Annotated in this window: 15 protein-coding genes; 3 read left to right on the top strand and 12 right to left on the bottom strand. The window is 58.6% G+C overall.

Annotated features, from left to right (window positions below; translation table 11 throughout):
• Positions 1-2: 2 nt before the first annotated feature.
• The gene (gene gnd / locus L248_RS06500) at positions 3-899 is read right to left on the bottom strand and encodes a phosphogluconate dehydrogenase (NAD(+)-dependent, decarboxylating) (protein WP_040535380.1); all 897 of its coding nucleotides are present in this window, start codon (positions 897-899) and stop codon (positions 3-5) included.
• A 164-nt stretch (positions 900-1,063) separates the two neighbouring features.
• Between gnd and L248_RS06495 the strand changes: the two genes are divergently transcribed.
• Positions 1,064-1,912 carry a MurR/RpiR family transcriptional regulator gene (locus L248_RS06495; RefSeq protein ID WP_022529342.1) on the top strand — a complete coding sequence of 283 codons (849 nt, stop codon included), beginning with the start codon at positions 1,064-1,066 and terminating at the stop codon, positions 1,910-1,912.
• A gap of 682 nt (positions 1,913-2,594) precedes the next feature.
• Here the strand turns inward: L248_RS06495 and L248_RS15125 are convergent.
• From L248_RS15125 to L248_RS06475, 4 genes are all read right to left on the bottom strand, one after another.
• Positions 2,595-4,109, bottom strand: a complete 1,515-nt coding sequence (locus L248_RS15125) for a TPM domain-containing protein (RefSeq protein ID WP_051999881.1) — start codon at positions 4,107-4,109, stop codon at positions 2,595-2,597.
• 49 nt (positions 4,110-4,158) lie between these two features.
• Positions 4,159-4,482, bottom strand: a complete 324-nt coding sequence (locus tag L248_RS06485; protein ID WP_022529340.1) for a hypothetical protein — start codon at positions 4,480-4,482, stop codon at positions 4,159-4,161.
• Positions 4,483-4,543: 61 nt separating this feature from the next.
• A complete protein-coding gene (locus L248_RS06480; RefSeq protein WP_022529339.1) occupies positions 4,544-5,779 on the bottom strand; it encodes a glycosyltransferase family 2 protein in 1,236 nt (411 codons plus the stop codon).
• On the bottom strand, positions 5,776-7,731 hold the full coding sequence (locus L248_RS06475) for a glycosyltransferase family protein (RefSeq protein ID WP_040535317.1): 1,956 nt from the start codon (positions 7,729-7,731) through the stop codon (positions 5,776-5,778). Before L248_RS06475 ends, L248_RS06480 begins: the two co-directional genes overlap by 4 nt.
• 425 nt (positions 7,732-8,156) lie before the next feature.
• Between L248_RS06475 and nagB the strand changes: the two genes are divergently transcribed.
• Positions 8,157-8,864: a glucosamine-6-phosphate deaminase gene (nagB, locus tag L248_RS06470; protein ID WP_022529337.1), complete on the top strand. Its 708-nt coding sequence runs from the start codon at positions 8,157-8,159 to the stop codon at positions 8,862-8,864.
• A 77-nt stretch (positions 8,865-8,941) separates the two neighbouring features.
• On the opposite strand, the gene L248_RS06465 is transcribed toward nagB, so the two are convergent.
• Together L248_RS06465 and L248_RS06460 are read right to left on the bottom strand one after the other, a co-directional pair.
• Positions 8,942-9,457 (bottom strand): hypothetical protein, encoded by a 516-nt coding sequence (locus L248_RS06465; RefSeq protein ID WP_040535314.1) that lies wholly within the window; start codon positions 9,455-9,457, stop codon positions 8,942-8,944.
• Positions 9,450-9,674: a helix-turn-helix transcriptional regulator gene (locus L248_RS06460; RefSeq protein WP_040535311.1), complete on the bottom strand. Its 225-nt coding sequence runs from the start codon at positions 9,672-9,674 to the stop codon at positions 9,450-9,452. Before L248_RS06460 ends, L248_RS06465 begins: the two co-directional genes overlap by 8 nt.
• Before the next feature lie 160 nt (positions 9,675-9,834).
• On the opposite strand from L248_RS06460, the gene L248_RS06455 reads away from it, so the two are divergent.
• Entirely contained in the window at positions 9,835-10,809 is a 975-nt protein-coding gene (locus L248_RS06455; RefSeq protein ID WP_022529334.1) for an aldo/keto reductase, read from the top strand.
• A gap of 140 nt (positions 10,810-10,949) precedes the next feature.
• Here L248_RS06455 and L248_RS06450 read toward each other — a convergent pair whose 3' ends face one another.
• From L248_RS06450 to L248_RS06430, 5 genes are all read right to left on the bottom strand, one after another.
• A complete protein-coding gene (locus L248_RS06450) occupies positions 10,950-11,930 on the bottom strand; it encodes an ABC transporter ATP-binding protein (RefSeq protein WP_022529333.1) in 981 nt (326 codons plus the stop codon).
• A 16-nt stretch (positions 11,931-11,946) separates the two neighbouring features.
• On the bottom strand, positions 11,947-12,999 hold the full coding sequence (locus L248_RS06445) for an ABC transporter ATP-binding protein (protein WP_040535308.1): 1,053 nt from the start codon (positions 12,997-12,999) through the stop codon (positions 11,947-11,949).
• Between the two features lie 11 nt (positions 13,000-13,010).
• Positions 13,011-14,027, bottom strand: a complete 1,017-nt coding sequence (locus L248_RS06440; RefSeq protein WP_040535305.1) for an ABC transporter permease — start codon at positions 14,025-14,027, stop codon at positions 13,011-13,013.
• Positions 14,024-14,953, bottom strand: coding sequence for an oligopeptide ABC transporter permease (gene opp3b, locus L248_RS06435; RefSeq protein WP_022529330.1), 930 nt, complete (start codon positions 14,951-14,953; stop codon positions 14,024-14,026). Before opp3b ends, L248_RS06440 begins: the two co-directional genes overlap by 4 nt.
• A gap of 188 nt (positions 14,954-15,141) precedes the next feature.
• Entirely contained in the window at positions 15,142-17,085 is a 1,944-nt protein-coding gene (locus tag L248_RS06430) for a fructose-bisphosphatase class III (protein WP_022529329.1), read from the bottom strand.
• Positions 17,086-17,162: the final 77 nt, after the last annotated feature.

The following is a 17,162-nucleotide window of genomic DNA, read 5'->3' as shown; positions in this document are numbered from 1 at the left end:
CCTTACTGATGATCCACTGCGTGGCCGCCGAACTGGTTGCGCAGGGCGGCGACGACCTTGCCGCTCATGGCGTCGGGGGCTTCGGAACGGTAACGGGCCATGAGGGCGGCGCTGATGGCGGGCGTGGGCACGTGGAGGCGGATGGCTTCTTCGACGGTCCAGGCACCCTCGCCGGAGGAGTGCATGACCCCCTTGATGGCGGTCAGGTTGGGGTCGGCGGTGAAGGCATTCTCGGCCAGGCCCATCAGCCAGCCGCGGATGACGGAGCCGTGGTTCCACATCTTGGCGACGGCGGCGTTGTCGTAGTCGTATTCGCTCTTCGCCAGGACCTCGAAGCCTTCGCCGATGGCCTGCATCATACCGTATTCGATGCCGTTGTGGACCATCTTCAGGTAATGGCCGCTGCCGGCGGGGCCGGTGAACAAGTAGCCGTCGGGGGCGGCGATGGCTTGGAAGAGCGCTGCAATGCGGGGGAAGACGTCTTCCTCGCCGCCAATCATGAAATTGCCGTCGCGGCGGGCCCCGGCCATGCCGCCGGAGGTGCCGGCATCGAAGAAGTGGATGCCTTGGGCACTCAGCGCAGCGGCCCGGCGCCGGGAGTCCTTGTAGAAGGAATTGCCGCCGTCGATGAGAATGTCGTCGGGGCTGAGCAGGCCGGTCAAAGTTTCGATGGATTGTTCCGTCGGGGTGCCAGCCGGTACCATGAGCCAAACGATGCGGGGCGGGGTGAGGGCCTGGACCAGGGCTGCCAGGGAATCGACCGCGGTCGCGCCGTATGCCGCAACCTGGGTGCGGGCCGCCGTATTCAGGTCATAGGCGGTCACGGCGATGCCGCGATCGCGCATATTCTGGACCAGGTTCATGCCCATTTTGCCTAAGCCGATCATGCCAATGTGCAGTGTTGTCATTACGATTTTCCTCTCTTGGTGGTGGTCTTGAAACGCTTTCGTCAACTGTTGAGGCTAGTATATGCAAAATATTTCCATAATGCAAGTGTGGAAAATGAAAATAATTTTTATCCCCGTCGAATTATGGTATAATTCTGGCGAAAGGTGGGAGTGGGATGACCCAGTTTGCATTGCAGTTACAGACGTATAAGCCGCGCTTGCGCGGACAGGAGAAACGCTTGGCCGACTATTTACTGGCCCATCAGCGGGCGGCCAGTGAGCTGTCGATCGGACAGCTGGCGGCAGCCACGGGGGTTTCCGCTGCCACCATCTCCCGTTTTGCCAAGGCTCTGGGCTACGATAACTTCCAGGCGCTGCGCCTAGCCCTGGCCCAAGCGCCAGCGGCGGGTGACCCGCCGCTGTTCCAGGAGTTCAGCCCGGATGACGATATTGCTACCCAAGCCCGCAAAATTTTTGCGGCGAATATCGACGCGCTCCAGGCAACCAGCGAAAACTTGGACCCCGCGGCGCTGGCGGCGGCGGTCAAAATGATTACCGGCGCTCGGCAGCTCGGGTTATACGGCTTAGGCGCCAGCAATCTGGTCGCCCTGGACGGCTACCATAAATTTTTACGAACCGCTCTGCCGGTGGCCTACGCCGCTGATTTTCACATGCAGCTGATGAGCATCACTCACTTGACCAAACGGGATGCTGCCGTCGTCATCTCCCACTCGGGGGAAGACCGCGACGCCTTGGCTTTGACCGCCATTGCCAGCCAGCATCACGTGCCGCTGATCGTGATCACCGGCGCTCCCCACAGTACAGTGGCTAAGCAAGCCGCGGTGGTCCTGGTGGCGGTGGCTGAAGAATCTCAGTACCGGCCGGAGGCACTGCACGCGCTGATTGCGGAGATGACGCTGATGGATACCCTGTTCATGCTCAGTGCCCTGCGCACTGGCAGCCAGACCGCGCCGCTGTACCAGGAAATACGGGCCGTCATTGATCAAACGCGAGAGAAGAACTAGATTGAGCCGCTGTATGAACGTGTCAATTTCAATAATTGTTGTTATCTCTGCATGAGATTGGTGGCCGCGGCCCTTGTTCACCGCCGGTGGCAGATGCTATTCTAGCCATGGGAAGAAAATCACAAAAAAGTTTGGTCCACGAGCAGGCTGGGGGCTTGCTGGGGAGTCCGGATCACCCGCGCGGGTAGAAAACGAGCACCGTTTCCAGGGGAGGAAGCGGTGCTCGTTTTTGTATATCAGAGGGCGCAGGCGGGCGATTAGGCCGCCTGGGCGGAGTGGCCTTAAGCCGTCAATCCCTGCATTTGGGAGTGATGGCTTAAGGTCCTCAGACCAGGGTGGCCTGCCCGCCAGAGCCTGTTTATATCAGAGGGCGCAGGCGGGCGATTAGACGCCACCCGTTTCTTATGCAGCCTTTTACGCTGCGATCAGTAAGCTAGGTAAGGGCGGCCGCCGCTGCTTTGTGGAGAGTGTGTGGTTTCTACGGCGGCCGCGCCAACGTGGTACGAGGTACTTTAGGAAAAAAGGGCCTCGTAGTAGTGGGGCTACCACGAGGCTAGGGGTTTGGGAGGATTTGGGATAAATTGCTCCTCGGAACAACTCTATAGTACCAAGAAAAGTGGGCTTATGAACTTTCAATATCTTCCCATTAATTCACAGTTTTTGAAAGTAGTGTGGGAAAAACTCACCAGCCGCCGGAGAAGCCGCCGCCGCCGGAGGAACCACCGCCGAAGCCGCCGCCAAAACTGCCGCCGTCCCCGCCGCCACTGGAACCGCCGGAAGAACCGCCGCCCCAGAAGCCGCCGAAAGGACCAGAATCATCATTGTGGTGATCATTATTTGACATTAACAACGCCAAAATGGCGTAAAACTCCATATCGTTGACCCGGCTCAGCCGTTCCAGACTGCTGTCAGGCAAGCCGTTCAAGCGGGCGAGAAAGACGTCGTAGTCCGGCACCTTTTCTGGATGTTCGTCAGCGAGCTGACTGTAGCGGTCGGCGACGTTTTCCCGCAGCGCCGCTTCTTTGATGGCCGGCGTCAGCCGGCGGGCAATGACATCGCTGGGCTTGTCCAAATCCACCGTGCGGTTCACCCGGTTGGCGACGTCTTCTGCTGCGACGTGCAAGTCGTTATGTTCCGCCAAATACTGGTTCACAGCTTGCCGGATCATCTGCTGATTCGCCGCCCGCCGCTGTTCCCGTTGAGCGATGTGTTCTTGAATGGCGGTGAGCAGCGCCGCCATGGTGAAGTGGGGGATGAGGGGCGCCAAGTCCATGTCCGAGATAATGTCGGCATAGTCCAGAGGTTTGCCCCCGCGGCCCTTCCGCACGATACCCGGCTCTTGGTTCTCCAAATAATTGAGGACCACATTTTGGTCGGCGTACTCCAGCATTTCGTCGTCATCGGCATGACGATCCAAGCCCGCACTCTTCACGGCTTGCCAAGTATCGACACCGCGGAAGTAAGGGGCCAGCACGCCGGTGTAACGGTCCTTGGTCAAGGCCAGGAAGCGCCGCCGACGCTGCCAGTGACGCAATAAGGATTGCAGCACGAAGAAAATAATGATCAAGCCGACGACGGCTGCCGTGGCAATCATCACTGTCCGCCAGAAGCGCTTTTTGGCGGCGTCTTGCTGGCGCCGCTCAGCCACCTGCGCGGGGGTGTCCAGCTTGGCGTTCTGCAATTTCTGAACGATTCGCTGGCTGATCTTGGTGATCGCCGCATCGTAATCCTTGGCTTTCAAGTCTGCGGTGACATCGGCCGTGATCAAGTCGTCCTTGGCACTGTCGGTAATCACCGGCTCTAGACCATAGCCGACTTCCAGATGGTACTTGCGGTCGTCGGTGGCAATCAGGAACAGCAGGCCGTTATCCCAGCCCTTGTGGCCGATGCCCCACTTCTGGAACAGGTCGGCACCCTGGGTCTCGATGTCGGTATCCGCCGGCAGGTGCTTCTCGGTAATGACGGCATACTGGGGTTTGCCGTTCAGCTTGGTCAGCTGGTGGTTAGAAATGTCGTTGATGTAGTTTTTGGTCTGAGCGCTAAGCACGCCGGCGTTATCTTCCACGTACACTTGGTCAGCAGCGTGGACCGGCGTGGCGGCCTGAAAGCCGAACCAGGCAGCCAAGATCAGCGTCAAGAGAATTAAAACAAGGGCCGGCACGCCCCGCTTGGGTTGGTTCGATTGGTGAATAGGCATCGAAAAAGAACGGCCTCCTTTGGGTACTGCTGGATGGTCGGTTTTCTGCTTAAACAAATTCATCATAGATGATCTCGACCAGCTGCTTGCGCCGGGCGATGTTCAGACCGCTCACCGGCTGGGTGAGGATCTTGTGGTACTCGTCCAGGACATCGGCGCGCAAGGGCGTCGAGTTGTGCAGGTCTTGGATGACCGCGTCGGCGTCAGGGGACTCACTCAGGTCGACGAATAGTTCCATCTTGTTCAGCACATCGTGGAGCAGGTCGGTCAAGACCGCGTTGGGCTTGCCGCTGTGGTCGGTCATGACGACCACCGGGGAAGTGAGGGGCTGGTGGTCGATTTGAATCATTTTCAACATATCGAATACCGTCATTTGATCGTCTTCTTTCTGCGGGACGTGCCTACATTCTACCAAATTGCCCGGGTGGTTGCAGTCATAAGACACCGTGGGTCGTCTTCACCCAGTCGGTATCATGCCGTAAGAAATGGGCGATGGCGGTGAGGGTGATGGGGATCGTCAGCAAGGCAACCAGCGGCAGGGACCAAAACAAGCCCCAGGCCGTGGCCCAGCCGCCCTGGACCATCCGGGTGTAGACACCGATGTAGAACAAATACTCGGCCAGCATCAGCGCCAGCACGACCACCACCGCGATGCTCAGGTGGCCGGTGGCGATAGCAAAGATTTGCCAGGCCAGCATGGCCAGGCCGCCCAGCCAGAGTAGCAGTCCGGTCAAGGGCAGGGCCATGAACCAGAGCATTTCTAACTTCGCCGGCCAACGGAGGGCACGGCTTCGCCGGACCGGGGCGGCAAAGGCCCGGGCTACTTGCAGGCCGCCGGTAGCCCAGCGGACCCGCTGGCGGAAGTACGTGCGCAGGGTGATCGTCGGTTCTTGGCGCACGCGGGCCGTCATGAGATAGGCGGTGCGGTGACCGGCAAGAAGCAGACGGGTAGAGATCTCGAAGTCCTCCAGCAGCGTCGTGCCCCACTGGATCCGGCTCAGCGCCGTGAGCCGGAAGAACTGGCCGTTGCCGCTGCCGGCGGCATCCCCCAGATGGCTGCGGACGTTCTGGGTGAGGGCGTTCAGGACAGAAAACTCGAAGTCCTGCACCCGCGCCAGCCAGTGACTGGTCCCCAGCACCGTCACGCCGGTCTGGACCATTGCCACGGCCGGGTCGCCGGCGAAGGCGTCGGCCACTTGGCACAGGTCAGCGGCACTGATCTCGCCGTCCGCGTCGAGCACCCCGACCACGGTGCGGTCAGCTGCGTGGGGCGCGTGCTGACGTATGTAGGCCAGGGCGGTGTTCAGCGCCCGGCCCTTCCCCCGGCCGCCGACGTCGGGCCGGCGGTAGAGAATGTGGATATTCGGATGGCGCTTGGCCGCCTGGGTGAGCAAGTCGTTGGTGTCATCCGCGCTGCCGTCTTCCACCACGACCAGATGCAGGCGACCATACGCCAAGGGCCATTGCAGGCGGGTGAAGCGTTCGATCGCTGCCTGAACAATGGCCTCTTCGTCGTGCATGGGCATCAGTAAGAAAATATCTTGGGGCCGGTCAACTGGTTGCCCTACTGGCCGGGGCGGCACTTTCACCGCCAGTAAGAGGGCATTCACCGTGAACCCGCTGACGGCGATGATCCAAAAGATCACCGAAACAACGTGCAGCAGTGTCATCCTTTAGCCGCCGCGGGCGTCAGGGTCAACGCCTCCGGCAGCGCGTCGGCCGCTCCGGTAGCGACGTAATCCACAGACAGGTCCCGGTTGGTGATCTTGCCCAGCGCCTGCTGGTCGGCTGGGGTGCTGACCAGCAGCTGGTCCCACGGATAAGTCTGCAGGGCTTTCTTCACGGGCGCCGGCTTCGCGGCGACCGCACTGAAGTACGGCAGCTCGCGGTCGGCGAAGTCGCCGGCGAGCCGGGTAAAGATCGGATCGCGGGGGTCGCCGATGACGAACAAGTCGCTGTGCTGCTGCCAGAAGGAGGACAGCCACCAGTAGGCCAGGTCGTGGGTGCTGTTGAACACGGTATAGAGCAGACCGTTGGTGTCGTACATCTGAATGTTGTCCACTTTCTCATCCACATAATGGAAAGAAAGGACCAGGGTGCCTTCAATGCGGTAGTAGTCGACTTGCTGCATCTTGCCGTCCTTGGCGAAGGTGGTGGTGCGGGACAACTGGCCGTGCTCGTTGAACTCGGAGCGCTTGGAGAGGCGGTCTTCTGAGTAGTAGTCGATCTGGGCAATGTGTTCTGCGTCTGTGTAGTCGACGTGCATCAGGTGCTGGTCATGATCGTAGATATCCCGGGTGCGGCGGTCGTCAGACCAGACAGAGCGCCAGTGATCGTTGTCCGGAATCGTGATCTGCTGGGCGGTATTCGGGGCGCTCTTCTGCAGTTCGGTGAAGAGGTTGTAGACCGTCGGGGTATGCAGGTCGTGCTTGGCGGCCCAAGTCTGGACATGGTCGGCCAGGGCTGGGTCGTAGGCGTAGCTGATGAGCGTCGCGGGGTGTTTAAGGTGCGCTTCCAGGTACTGGAAGATGGCGACGAGGTCCTTTTCTTGAGCCGCGCCAAAATCGGAGGCCAGGACACCGTATTGGTGACTATCCTTCAGCTGGAAGAGACGAATCAAGTGGTCCGCCTTGAAAATGTGCTGAATGTCGTCTTGCAACGCGGCCAGTGCGCGCTGCTGGGCCTCGAATTGACTGACGATCTCCTGGTGCTCCCGGCTCGCTTCTTTCTCCCGGGTCTGCAGTGTGTTGAGCTGGGCGTGGCGTTCCCGCTTAGCTTGCTCGATCTGCTGCTGGACTTGGCGGATCTGCTGGGCGTTCTCGTCCATCTTGGCGTTAGTGGCAGTCAGTCCGTCTTGGGTGTTGGCCAGTTCATCCTTTAACCGCGTGCTCTTATCCTGCAACTGGGTGGCTTCCTTTTGCAGCTTTTCAGCCGCGGTGTGCAGGGCGTAGACCTCGTCTTTGTTCTTCTCGATGATTTGGACCACGGCCACCAGGTCGTTTTCACCCTTGATCTCGGCGGACAGCTTATCGTTATCGGCCTGGTTCTTCTTCTGGGCAGCCGCGTTGTCCTGCAGCGCCGTGTTGTTCTCATCGACGCCCTTTTGCAAGTTCGTCACTTGCTGCTCCAAATTGGCGATTTGTTTTTGCAGATCGGCTTTGGCGGTATTCAGGTCGGTGAGCTGCTGGTTAAGGGCAGTATCGTCCTCTGCGGCCAGCTTCTTTTGCTGTTCAGCAATGTCGGCGAGCTGGACCGTGATCCGCTTCTCCCGGGCACTGACCTCCCGCAAGGCCTGCTTAATGGCGTCCCGGCGGGCAAACATCTTAGTTTGCAGCTCCTGGCGCAGTCCCTGGTATTGCGTTGCCAGGCCCTTCATCTGTTTCTTCAGGCGGTCAATTGCTTCCGGCAGGTCCGTTGCATCGGCAGTCGATACGGCGGTCGAGACCGCAGTGACCGCCGGGGCCGTTGCTGGTGCGGCCGTGCCGGATTGGTCGGCAGGTGCTGCACTGGTCTGCTCCGGCGCTGCCGGTTGCGGATCAGCTGCCGCCTCTTGTTTATTGACGCTGAGCAGCGTCGTTAGTGCTGACTGCTCCGTCTTTTCCTTACTCTTGAATAATCTCATGATCATACCCCTCTGTGCGCACGACGATAGTCTCTACCACATTGTACTAAAGATTTAAGGAAATTGGTAAGAATTCTAGAGGGCGGCGCTGAGCGGTTAGGCCGCCTGGGCTAAGGGGCCCTAAGCCGGAAATCCCCGCACTTGGGATTTGTGGCTTAAGGTCCTCAGACCGTGTGCCGCTGTCGGCCGGAGCCCGTTTTGGCTAGAGCACTAACAGGGGAAGGAATCTTCGCCCTCATGAGTACAGTGCAGTGGACGTTACCGGGTTAGAAATTGTTTTCTTCCGCGCAGGATTCAAAAAACCGTAAAAAGTCCCACAAATCCCCAATCTGCAATATTGACAGCGCCAACGAACGTGTTAAAATTGGACTAGACCAGTAAGAACGAAGAAAAACACTGACTTTTTCGGAAAAGGGGAATCATTGATGAATATTATTACGGTGAAGGATGCGCAAGAGGGCGGCCAAAAGGCGTTCAACATTTTCAAGGAAGCCTTAGCGGCAGATGCCAAGGTCTTTGGTTTGGCGACGGGTTCTACGCCGATCACGCTGTACAATGCGTTGACAGCGTCCGACTTGGATTTCTCCCAGAAGATCTCCATTAACCTGGATGAGTACGTCGGTTTGGCGCCGGACAATCCGCAATCTTACCATTACTTCATGCAGCAGCACTTGTTCAACCAGAAGCCATTCAAGACGAGTTATGTGCCTAACGGCTTGGCGAAGGATGCGGACGCTGAGACGCAGCGATATGACGACATCATTGCCGCTAATCCCATTGACCTGCAGATCCTGGGCATCGGCCGCAACGGCCACATCGGCTTCAACGAGCCCGGCTCTCCGCTCAACGGTAAGACTCACAAGGTACCGCTGACTCAGTCGACGATCGACGCCAACGCCCGCTTCTTCGACAACGAAGAAGACGTGCCCCGCTTCGCCTATTCGATGGGCATCGGCTCCATCATGACGGCCAAGCACATCCTGCTGATGGCTTACGGCGAGAACAAGGCCGATGCCATTCAGAAGATGGTCGAGGGTCCGGTCACGAACCACGTGCCGGCCAGCGCGCTGCAGAACCACAACCACGTGACCGTGATCGTGGACGAGGCCGCAGCGAGCAAGCTGAGCAAGTAATTTACTGACAGAAAAGAAAAGCAGCGGAGCGACGCCACGCAGATTGCGTGGTGCGTTCCGCTGCTTTTTTGCACGGGTTAATCGTCTTCCCAACTGCGGTGAATGCGGCGCAAGTCGTTTTTGTATACCCACCGGGCATAAAAGAACCCGAAAATGGCTCCGGGGATAAGCGCGGTGAGAAGATTGATATTGAAACTGTACCGGTCCCCGTCCCGAAGGAAATAGAATGATGCCAGCCAGCCGGCAGTGGCTAAGAGCGTGAATTTAAGAAAATTCCCGAAGCGGCGATCCTTAAAGCCTTGACGGAGGCGAACCACATCGGCTTCGCTGGCCGCATCCACTTGGTCGAGAGCGCTTTTCCGAATACTGCGGATCATCCCGATCTCGAAGGCCGCCAGAAGACCAAACAAAAGCCAAGAGCCCAGCGAAATGTAGTGGTAGAAGAAGCAATCCCAGACGACAGAAGCTAGTGTAGCGAGACTGAGAGCGAGATCGCCAATGGCCGCATAACGGCCGCCAATCCGGTCAAATGTCCGCTGCTGATATTCGTCCGCCGGTGAGATGCCAAAGACCAACCGATTGAGTCTATCCATCCTGCTCATCCTCCTTGGCGGCCGCCAGTGTGGGCGGCCAAAACAACGTGTTCAGATCCGTGTGTAAAGCTTGAGCGAGGCTGATGCATAAGTCCAAGCTGGGGTTGTATTTGGCATTTTCAATCAAATTCACGGTCTGTCGGGCAACCCCAATTTCATTCGCCAGCGCGAGTTGTGACAAATGCAGTGCTTTCCGGAACTCTCGGACGCGATTCATGACGGCCTCCTTGGGATATGTCACATATAATTGACATCCTAACGATATTGTCTCATGGGTCAGGGGGAATGTCAATTATATATGACAAGGCGTGAAGGGTCGTCGCTCTCGATTACCACGACCAGGATGTTTTGCGAGATAATGGACATGAGGTGATCACATGGCAAAAACAGTAACAATCGGCAAAAGTGATGTTACGTCCATGCCCTTGGGCTTGGGCACCAACAAAGTGGGCGGGCATAACCTGTTCCCTGACTTGGATGACAAGCAGGGCGCTGAGGTCGTCCGCACGGCCCTGGACAACGGCATTCAGATGCTGGACACGGCTTTCCGTTACGGTAATGGCCGTTCGGAAGAAATTATCGGGCAGGTATTGAAGGACTACGACCGGCACCAGGTTGTGCTGGCAACTAAGGCCTCCCACGACCCGGCCCAGAACATGGCTCACAATAATCGACCGGAATTTCTAAAAAAAGCCGTGGATGATGCGCTGCTGCGGCTGCAGACAGACTATATTGATGTCTTCTACATTCACTTTCCCGACGAAGACACACCGAAGTACGAGGCAGTCGGCGCCTTGGAAGAGGCCCGGGAGGCTGGTAAGATTCGCGCGATTGGGGTCTCCAACTTTTCTCTCGACCAGATCAAAGAGGCTAACCAGGACGGTTATGTGGATATTGTCGAGGGGAAGTACAGTCTGATCCACCGTAACCCTGAGGCGGAGGAGTTTGCGTATCTGAAAGCCAATCACATTTCTTTCGTACCTTATGAGCCGCTGGCTCTGGGCCTCCTGACCGGCAAGTACCAAGCCGACCAGGTCTTCCAGAAGGGGGACTGGCAATTCGACCATGATCCGGTGAACTTCGGCCCAGAACGGTTCAAGAAAAATGTTGCGGCGATTGACCAAATCAGGCCGATTGCCCAAGCACACCACACCAGTTTGGTCGACGTCTTTCTTGCCTGGTACCTGGCTAACCCCAACGTGAGCGTCGTTATCCCCGGCGCCCGTAAGCCGGAGCAAGTCGTTCAGAACATTAAGGCTTTGGATGTGCGATTGAGCCCAGCGGAATATCAGACGATTGCCAACGCGTTCCCGGAAGCGGCAGGCGGGTCTGATGCCCCGGCATACGTTTAGCGACCAATTCTTTTGAGAATCAATCATCATGCATCACCCGAGAGCCTTGCCGCGGCAAGGCTCTTTTTGTTGCGCATCCGATGACAAAAAGTTCCGCAGAAGCCTACGCTTTCCACGGAACTTTTTGGTATCTGCGCCTCTTAGCGCTCTTCTCTATGTTGCCGCACCGCAGCAGCCTGATACGCGGCCACCTCGTCCGCCGCGGCCCAGACATAGTGCTCGGGATAGACCGCCACCAGCTGCCGCGGCCGATTATCTTCCGCCTCTCGGGGATCGTAAACCAGCGGTGTCCGCTGCCGCTCGATTGCTGGGTCCGGAATGGGAATCGCCGACAGCAAGCTTTTCGTATACGGGTGCAAGGGATGGTTGTAGACCTCATCGGCGCTGGCCAGTTCGACCAGCCGGCCATTGTGCATGACGGCGATCCGGTCAGAAATGTATTTGACCATCGCGAGGTCGTGGGCGATGAACAAATAGGTCAGACCCTGTTTGGCCTGAATGTCCTTCAACAAGTTCACCACCTGGGCTTGGATGGAAACGTCCAGCGCAGAAATCGGTTCATCGGCGATGATGAATTCCGGTTCCACGGCCAGTGCCCGGGCAATCCCGATGCGCTGCCGCTGGCCGCCGGAGAATTCGTGGGGATAGCGGTTGGCGTGGTCCTGGTTCAGACCCACCTGAGCGAGCAGGGCGTTGACCCGGTTGTCCCGGTCGGCGGCGCTGGCGGCCAAGTGGTGGATATCGATCCCCTCAGCGATGATGTCTTTGACCTTCATCCGCGGATTCAAAGAAGCGTAAGGGTCTTGGAAAATCATCTGCACCTTGCGGCGAAAGTCCCGCATGGCCGGGGAACCGGTGCGCAGCCGGGCAATGTTTTGGCCGGCAAAAAGTACGTCGCCGCCGGTGGGCTGGTATAAGCGGATCAGCGAGCGTCCTGTGGTAGTCTTGCCGGATCCGGACTCGCCCACCAGCCCCAGGGTCTCGCCTTGGTAGATGGAAAAAGAAATGTCCTGGACGGCTTTGACTTCATCCTTCTTTCCCGGGTTAAATGTTTGCACTAAGTGGTCAACTTGCACCAGCACGGGCCGCTTGGCGGACGTCGTGACAGAATCATTGGTCATTTCACAGGGACACCTCCTAATGAGCGAACCGCGCCGCCCAGATTTGGCGGCGGCGGGCGATTTCCGGCGGCAGGGTGACCTGGGGCGCTGCCGGATGCAGCAGCCAGGTCGCCGCCGCGTGGGTCGGGGAGACGGGGAAGAAAGGCGGCTGCTCCGCCAAGTCAATCTGCATGGCAAAGGGATTGCGCGGAGCAAAGGCATCACCAGGCGGCGGCGCCAAAAGGTCCGGCGGCGTACCGGGGATGGTGTACAGCCGGTCCGCACTCGTCGTCAGCGTCGGCATCGCTTCGAGCAGCCCCCACGTATAGGGATGCTGGGGGTTGTAGAAAATCTCGTCAACCATGCCGTATTCGACGATTTTGCCGGCATACATGACGGCGACCCGGTCCGCAATACCGGCCACGACACCCAAATCATGGGTAATGAAGATAATCGACGTGCCGGTCGTGGCCTGGATTTCCTTCAACAAGTGGATGATCTGCGCCTGAATCGTGACGTCCAAGGCCGTGGTCGGTTCATCGGCCAGCAGGATCTGGGGCTGGGTGATGATGGCCATGGCAATGACGATTCGCTGCCGCTGGCCGCCAGAAAATTGGTGGGGATAATCCTTCAACCGTTCAGCGGCATCCTGGATGCCCACCAGCTGGAGCACCCGGACCGCCTCCGCCAGGGCTTTCTTCTCTGATATCGAGGTATGCAGGCGGAGCGGTTCAGCGACCTGCTTACCGATGGGCATCGTCGGATCCAGACTGGTCATGGGGTCTTGAAAGATCATCGCAATGTCGTTGCCCCGCAGTGCATTCAGCTGCCGCTTGGTGTTTTTAAGTATATCCGCGTCTTGGAACATGATACGGCCCGCCACGATGCGGGCATTGTTGGCCAGCAGACCCATGATCGAGCGGACGGTGACGGACTTGCCCGAGCCGGATTCGCCGACGATGGCCAACGTTTCTCCCTTATTCAGGGTGAAGCTGACGTCGCGAATGGCGTGCACCGGACCAGCGAAGGTCGCGAAGTCGACCCGGAGATTTTCAACGGACAATATCGGACTATCTGTTGGTTGAACCATACATATCCTCCTTATCTGCTGCTGCGGGGATCGAAGGCATCCCGCAAGCCGTCCGCCAGCAAGTTGAAGGCCAGCATGAGCACCACGATGATGATGGCCGGGAAGACCAGCTCGCTGGGATAGAGCTGGAGAACTTTCTGCCCGTCCGCCAGCAGCGTGCCCAGACTCGCTGTCGGTGCCGGCAAGCCGATGCCGATGTAGCTGAGAAAGGCCTCAAAGAAGATGGCCGACGGGATCGTGAACATGGTCTGAATGATAATGGTCGAGCTGAGGTTGGGCAGCAAGTGCTTGACGGCGATGCGGCGGCTGGTTTCGCCCAGGGTGCGGGCGGCCAGAATGAATTCCTGGTTCTTCAGCTGCAGCGTTTCTGCCCGCACCAGCCGGGCCATGGTGACCCAGCCGGTCATGGCGATGGCCAGAATGATGGAGGTCAAGCCGGGCTTAAACACCAGCAGCATCAAGATGACCACGATCAGGTTGGGCACCGACGAAATGATTTCGATGAGGCGCTGCATGATCGTATCCGTGCGGCCGCCTCGCCAGCCGGCGATGAGGCCGTAGAAGACGCCGATCGTCAGGTCAAAGAAGGTGGCCAGCAGGGCAATGAACAAGGAGACCCGGGTGCCCACCAGGATACGCGCGAGCAGGTCCCGGCCTAAGTAGTCGGTGCCCAGGAAGAAATACGTCCCCCGGGGCACCCCGCTGCGGGCATACAAATCCACGCCGTCCCGGTACCCGTTAAAAAACGGCACGTTCAAATTGCCCCACTTCGGCGGCAGGTGGGTATACGCCAAATGCTGCGTGTTGGGATTCGCCGGAGAGAACCAGAGGGACAGCAAAGCGGCGCTGCCGATGAAAACAAGGAGCCAAAAGGACACCAGCGCCAGCTTGTTTTGCTTAAGCCGGCTGCGGGCGTCTTGGCTGAACGTCAGGGAGGGCGCGGCAATCTGTTCCTGGGCTTGGGTATTCACCGGCACCGGCTTAAAGGCTTCCGGACCGAGGGGCCTGCTTGGTGATTGAGGCGTCATGCGTTCACCTCCCCGGACAAGCGGATACGCGGATCAATGATGCCGTACAGAATGTCGACGATGAGAATGACCCCGGTGAGCATGGCGGAATACAGCATCGTCAGTCCCATGATAACGGGATAGTCATTGGTGGTGATGGACTGGACGAATTGCTGGCCGATGCCGGGAATGGCAAAGACGTTTTCCACCACCAGGGACCCCAGCATCAAGTCGACCGCCATCGGCCCAATGATCGTCACGACGGGGATCATGGAATTGCGTAGGGCGTGGCGGGCGACCAGCTGCCATTGAGAATTTCCCTTGGCCCGCGCCACTTCGATATAGTCGGAATTCAAGACGTCCACCATTTCTGTCCGCATGAACCGGGCGGTGTTCGCCAGTGGGGCCATGGCCAGGGCCAGGGTGGGCAGAATGCTGGACGAGAAGCCGGTCCACAGCGCGATGGGGAACCAGTGCAGCTTGTAGGCCAGCCAGAATTGGAGCAGGGCGGCAATCACGAAGTTGGGGATCGACCGGCCGATGATGGCGAAGATGGTGGCGGTGGCGTCGACCCAGCTGTTCTTGCGCATCGCGGCGACCGCCCCCAACAGGATGCCCAGCAAGGTGCCGATGAGCATCGCCTGGACACCCAGTTGCAGCGACGGGCCGATGCGGGTAGAAATAAGATAAGAAACGCTCTGGCCGGTGAACTGATAGGATTCGCCAAAACGGCCGTGGACCACGCCCACCATGTAGTTGAGGTACTGCTGCCAGACGGGCAGGTCCAACCCGTACTGTTTGCGCAGGACAGCGATTTGGTCCGGGGCAATCTTCGGGTTGTTGAACGGCGTCCCGGGCAGCAGTTTCATCAAGAAAAACGTGAACGTGGCGACAATGAAGAGGGTCAGGACGAGGTAGCCCAGGCGTTTCAGAACATATTTGATCATTTCGGCTCCTTCCAAAAATAATGGCGGACAGACGAAAGGACCGGACATTCAGCCCGCGTCGCTGACGCTGGCTGAATGTCCAATCCCGCAGAAAGCTGATTCGGAGTTGGTTACGATAAGTAACCAATACTTTAACGGAAAATGGGGTCAATTTCAACTGAAACGGGCTGGCCAGAGCAGCGGCAAGGTCACGCGCTGGGTTCCGAGCCGCCGGATTTTTCTTGCAGCAGACTCAGCAACGTCTGTACCTCATCTCTCAGCCGGCGGCCCACATCGGTCTCGGCGACGGTCTGGCGGGCCCGGGCCTGTTCCACGATGCGCTTGGTGGTGACGATGTCGGTCAAATCAGCGATGGCCTGAGCGCGGGTGGTGAAGGGCTGGAGGGTGACCAGTTGGAGCCCGTAGGAGTTATAGAGCAGGGTGTAGCCGCCGATACCGGTGGTGGGCTGATAGGCGCGGGCGAAGCCGCCGTCGATGATCAGCATCTTGCCGTCGGCGAGGATCGGCGACTGGCCTTTCTTCACCGGGGTGTGGCCATTGATCACCCGGCCGTTCGTCGGGTTCAGGCCGAATTCGGTGAGGATGTGTTCGATGAACTCGGGCTGGTGGCGCAAGGTGTAGTAACTGTTGGGCACTTCCTCATGGGTCGCCTGATCGGCGATGAAGTAGCGCTCGAAGGTGGTCATTGCCCGCTTGCCGAAGAGGGGCGATTCCGGACCAGTCCACAAGTACCAGAGCAGGTCGGTGGAGAGGTCGTCGCCCTGACTGGGGGTGGCGTAACTCTCCCGCAGGTTTTCTTCCAGCATGTCGAACAGGACCTTGCCCTTGTACAGGTGGCCGTCCAGGGCCAGGCCCTCCATCTCGCCGGCCGGCGTGACGGGGACGCAGCCGTGGATGAGCAGGTTGCCGTTATAGGCCAGGTACATACTGCCGTGGGCCATGAAGAAGTCCATGTGGCGGTGGAGCTTCTCGGAGTTGACGAAGGCCCGGGTGAGCTGGTCGATGACGTCCTGTTCCTCCGGCAGCAGGGCGTAAGGATCCTTGGCGTCCACGGTCTGGAAGCAGCCGTGGATCAAGGGATACGTGTGCCCGCCCAGGGTAATGGTCTGGCGGTCCGGGCTGATCTTGTCCAGCAGCTTGCGCGCTTGCATCTTGAACTCCGGCCGGCGGTCGATGGCTTGGCCCTCCAGCTTGAACTGAATGATGGCGATGGCCTGGTGGATCTTGGTCAACTGGCTCAGTTCCGCCGGGTTCGGCTGGCGGTCAGCGCGTATGATCTTCGGCGCGAAGCCGGGATTGTCCTGGTAGTATTTCTCGGCTAAGAGAGAAAGGTGGCGGAGATTGATGCCGTACGCATCTTCCACGATCGCCAGGTTATTGTAGCGGGCGCAGATGCGCAGCAGGTTGGCGATGCACAGCTGGGAACCGGCGGCCGCCCCCAGCCAGAGGATGTCGTGGTTGCCCCACTGCAGGTCGACGGAGTGGTGGCGCATCAAGCGGTCCATGATCTTGTCCGGGGCTGGGCCGCGGTCGTAGATGTCGCCGACCACGTGCAGGTGATCGACCACCAACCGCTGGATCGTGTGGCAGAGAGCGATGATGAAGTCGTCCGCCGTGTGCAGGGCAATCAGGTCATCGGTGATCTGGGCGTAGTATTTCTTCTTATCTTCCGTGCTGAAGTCGCCGTAGAGCAGTTCTTCGGTGATGTAGACGAACTTCGGGTCCAACGCTTTGCGCACCTTCGACCGGGTGTACTTCGTGGCACAGTACCGCAGCATCTCCAGCAGGTGACGGAACGTGTCCAGGTACCACTGGCGCAGGTCGTCCGGGTCGGTCAGATGTTGCTGGACGATCTTGATCCGGTCGGCGGGGTAATAGATGAGAAAGGCAAAGACCTTCTGCCGCTGGGGTGTCATCTGGCCGCTGAACAGGTCTTGGATCTTGATGACGATGTTGCCGGAGGCGTTCCTGAGAATATGGTCAAAGGCATCGAACTCTCCGTGGATGTCGCTCATGAACGCTTCGGTGCTCTTGGGCAGGTTCAAAATGGCTTCCAGGTTGATGATCTCGGTGGTCAAGGCTTCTTTGGTGGGGAACTTTTCTTGCAGCTCGGCTCGTTCCAGTGCACGCATACTGCCACGTCCTTCGTTTGAGATGCTTTCATTATAGCAAGTGCGGGAGATGTGAGAACTACAAAATTTGTCCCCGG

It is taken from the genome of Schleiferilactobacillus shenzhenensis LY-73 (genome assembly GCF_000469325.1).
Taxonomy (GTDB): Bacteria; Bacillota; Bacilli; order Lactobacillales; family Lactobacillaceae; genus Schleiferilactobacillus; species Schleiferilactobacillus shenzhenensis.
Note: the sequence above shows the minus strand (reverse complement) of the source record. Positions and strands in the feature narration are given on the sequence as shown.

What these genes read in the sequence shown, in the direction of transcription:
- L248_RS06495 (WP_022529342.1), top strand. Translation starts at nt 1,064, where the DNA reads ATGACCCAGTTTGCATTGCAGTTACAGACGTATAAGCCGCGCTTGCGC.
- L248_RS15125 (WP_051999881.1), bottom strand. Translation starts at nt 4,109, where the DNA reads ATGCCTATTCACCAATCGAACCAACCCAAGCGGGGCGTGCCGGCCCTT.
- L248_RS06485 (WP_022529340.1), bottom strand. Translation starts at nt 4,482, where the DNA reads ATGACGGTATTCGATATGTTGAAAATGATTCAAATCGACCACCAGCCC.
- L248_RS06480 (WP_022529339.1), bottom strand. Translation starts at nt 5,779, where the DNA reads ATGACACTGCTGCACGTTGTTTCGGTGATCTTTTGGATCATCGCCGTC.
- L248_RS06475 (WP_040535317.1), bottom strand. Translation starts at nt 7,731, where the DNA reads ATGAGATTATTCAAGAGTAAGGAAAAGACGGAGCAGTCAGCACTAACG.
- nagB (WP_022529337.1), top strand. Translation starts at nt 8,157, where the DNA reads ATGAATATTATTACGGTGAAGGATGCGCAAGAGGGCGGCCAAAAGGCG.
- L248_RS06465 (WP_040535314.1), bottom strand. Translation starts at nt 9,457, where the DNA reads ATGGATAGACTCAATCGGTTGGTCTTTGGCATCTCACCGGCGGACGAA.
- L248_RS06460 (WP_040535311.1), bottom strand. Translation starts at nt 9,674, where the DNA reads ATGAATCGCGTCCGAGAGTTCCGGAAAGCACTGCATTTGTCACAACTC.
- L248_RS06455 (WP_022529334.1), top strand. Translation starts at nt 9,835, where the DNA reads ATGGCAAAAACAGTAACAATCGGCAAAAGTGATGTTACGTCCATGCCC.
- L248_RS06450 (WP_022529333.1), bottom strand. Translation starts at nt 11,930, where the DNA reads ATGACCAATGATTCTGTCACGACGTCCGCCAAGCGGCCCGTGCTGGTG.
- L248_RS06445 (WP_040535308.1), bottom strand. Translation starts at nt 12,999, where the DNA reads ATGGTTCAACCAACAGATAGTCCGATATTGTCCGTTGAAAATCTCCGG.
- L248_RS06440 (WP_040535305.1), bottom strand. Translation starts at nt 14,027, where the DNA reads ATGACGCCTCAATCACCAAGCAGGCCCCTCGGTCCGGAAGCCTTTAAG.
- opp3b (WP_022529330.1), bottom strand. Translation starts at nt 14,953, where the DNA reads ATGATCAAATATGTTCTGAAACGCCTGGGCTACCTCGTCCTGACCCTC.
- L248_RS06430 (WP_022529329.1), bottom strand. Translation starts at nt 17,085, where the DNA reads ATGCGTGCACTGGAACGAGCCGAGCTGCAAGAAAAGTTCCCCACCAAA.